This is a genomic window from Leisingera sp. F5, assembly GCF_001593695.1.
The window spans coordinates 1-2,700 of record NZ_LUKH01000364.1; the positions used below are offsets into that span (position 1 = coordinate 1).

Genomic DNA, 2,700 nt, shown 5'->3' on the forward strand with positions numbered 1-2,700 from the left:
CTGAAAGCCGGAGAAGAACTGCAGGACTGCGGGCAGAGCCTTCAATTCCTCCAGCAGGAACGTCCGCCCGAACCCGAACAGCGGAAACAGGTTGGACAAGCTGAGCGCCATCGCTGATCCCATCGGGCGTTCGATCACTTCATGCGGCGCTGGGACGCAACAACCGGAGAAATAGCCCCAGAAGGCAGCAAACCCCAAGGCCCAGATACCCAGCAGCCACAGCGTGGGCCGCAGAATGGAATAGCCGTATTCGGAGAACAGGCCGAACAGCAGATAGGGCAGTCGTTGCCAGAGGGAGCCGATTTTCCCGGCAAAATGCATTTCCCGGCGGAAGAAGAAATGCTCGTCTTCGGGGAGGCCCTGTTTGGCGAGGATGTGGCGGATGGTGGCGCAGGTTTCGCGGGCGACCTCTGAATCCTGCTTTGTTTGATAAGGCCAGTAGACGGCACCTTTCAGATTTCTGTTTGCCTTAACCTCGCTTTCAGTCGGTTCTTCACGTGCGGTGAACGTAGTTCTGTCATCCAGAATGGCACCTGAAAAATCTGGATAAGCATTCAAGAATGAGGCTTGGCGAAATGAGGTTGGATTCTCGAACTGGCAATCTCGAAAACTAGGGAAACTGGCCTCGACCTCCCCTGGCTCACCGAATACAACATCTAGGAATCTAGCCCTCCCTTGAAATCTTGCCATCTCAAAGGAAGACCTCCTTTTGAAGATGGTATCGATAAAATTTGCGTCTTCCGAAAAAACCACCCTGCTGAAAGATACATAGCCCTTGAATTCAGAATCATGAAAAACAATTGACTTATAAAATTTGGATATTGAAAAAGATACATCATCGCCAAAAGTGGCGGAAAAGCTTGTGCGACCGAAGAAAGATGCTCCTAAAAAATTCACACCGCACTCGAAAACAGTTCTCCGGATCGAAAGGTCGCCTAAGAACAACGCGTCATCAAAGTCGACATCCCCGTTAAAACAAACAAGCGAAATGTAGACACTACTCGGAAAACACCAACGCTGAAGTTCCAGAGAATGTTCTACAGTAATTTTGGACAAACGTATGGGGTGACGGGGATCCGGAAAATTTGGCACTGAACAATGCGGCTCGTTCCGCCGCCTAAACTCGGCGTCAAATTTCGAAACAATCTCATCGTGGATGTTTTCCCAATCGAGAAAATCGGCGGCAACTATTACACCGTCGTCAACGAGTTTTTGCCTTTCCCCCTTTGTCAGTGCTCGCCCTGCCCAAGCGTTCCAAACCGCCCTGTTACGGTCATGATCATCCCCATAAAGCGTCATCAGCACATACCAGGGGTTTTCGTTGGCGGGCTTCAGCTTGGGCTGCGGGGCGGCTGAGGCCAGCCCTTCTGTCTCGTCACGCATCAATCGCTCTCGTCATGCAAATCGGCTTTGCCGCAGGCTAAGGGCTTTGGCGCACCGGCTTCAATACCTAACGGAGGGCAGCGCCTGACCTTGGGGAGGTGCAAAGCGCCTTCCCAGGGGGAAGGTCAGGCGCTGCCCGGCCTTGCGGCCGGCCTAAGAAAATACAGCCCCCGGTGTACAGGGGGTGCATGGCCAGCACCCCCCGTTTTCCTTGCCTCCTGCCGCATTCCTGATATACGCGCGCGGATGACCAGTACCCCGTCCAGCAACCCGCCCAGCCTCCGCCCCGACCTTGCCCCGGAACCGCAGTTCCGCGACGCCCCCCGTGACGGCCAGCCGACCCTCGGCATGGTCTCGCTCGGCTGCCCCAAGGCGCTGGTGGACAGCGAACGCATCCTGACCCGGCTGCGCGCCGAAGGCTACGGCATCTCGCCCGACTACGCAGGCGCCGATGCGGTGATCGTCAACACCTGCGGGTTCCTGGACAGCGCCAAGGCGGAAAGCCTGGAAGCGATCGGCGAGGCGCTGAAGGAAAACGGCAAGGTGATCGTCACCGGCTGCCTGGGCGCCGAGCCGGAGTACATCCGCGAGCATCACCCGCGCATTCACGCCGTCACCGGCCCGCATCAGTACGAACAGGTGCTGGACGCGGTGCATTCCGCGGTGCCGCCCAGCCCCAACCCTTACGTGGACCTGCTGCCTGCGGCCGGCGTCAAGCTCACTCCGCGGCACTTCAGCTATCTGAAGATCTCCGAGGGCTGCAACCACAAGTGCAAGTTCTGCATCATTCCTGACATGCGGGGCAAGCTGGCCTCTCGCCCGGTGCACGCGGTGCTGCGCGAGGCGGAAAAGCTGGTCGGGGTCGGCGTGCGCGAGCTTTTGGTGATCAGCCAGGACACCTCTGCCTACGGGCTGGACCGCAAGTATTCCACACATCCCTGGAAGGGCGAGGAAGTGCGCAGCCATATCCTCGACCTCTCCCGCGAACTGGGCAGGCTGGCCCCCGCGGATGAGCTGTGGGTGCGGCTGCACTACGTTTACCCCTACCCCTATGTGCGCGACCTGATCCCGCTGATGGCGGACCCGGACAATGCGCTGCTGCCCTATCTGGACATCCCCTTCCAGCACGCCCACCCGGATGTGCTGCGCCGCATGGCCCGCCCCGCCGCCGCCGCCAAGACGCTGGACGAGATCCGCGCCTGGCGCGCGACCTGCCCGGATATCACCCTGCGCTCCACCTTCATCGTCGGCTTCCCCGGCGAGACGGAGGCGGAGTTCCAGCACCTGCTCGATTGGATGGACGAGGCGCAACTGGAC

General features: G+C 58.8%; 2 protein-coding genes. One reads left to right on the forward strand and one right to left on the reverse strand.

Features of this window, described 5'->3' with window-relative positions; genetic code table 11:
* The coding region (locus A2I95_RS30345; RefSeq protein ID WP_291735849.1) for a pentapeptide repeat-containing protein at positions 1 to 1,383 on the reverse strand (1,383 nt) is incomplete at its 3' end.
* A 246-nt stretch (positions 1,384 to 1,629) separates the two neighbouring features.
* On the opposite strand from A2I95_RS30345, the gene rimO reads away from it, so the two are divergent.
* Positions 1,630 to 2,700, forward strand: a 1,071-nt coding sequence (gene rimO / locus A2I95_RS30350) for a 30S ribosomal protein S12 methylthiotransferase RimO (RefSeq protein WP_291735852.1), incomplete at its 3' end; no start/stop codon positions are given.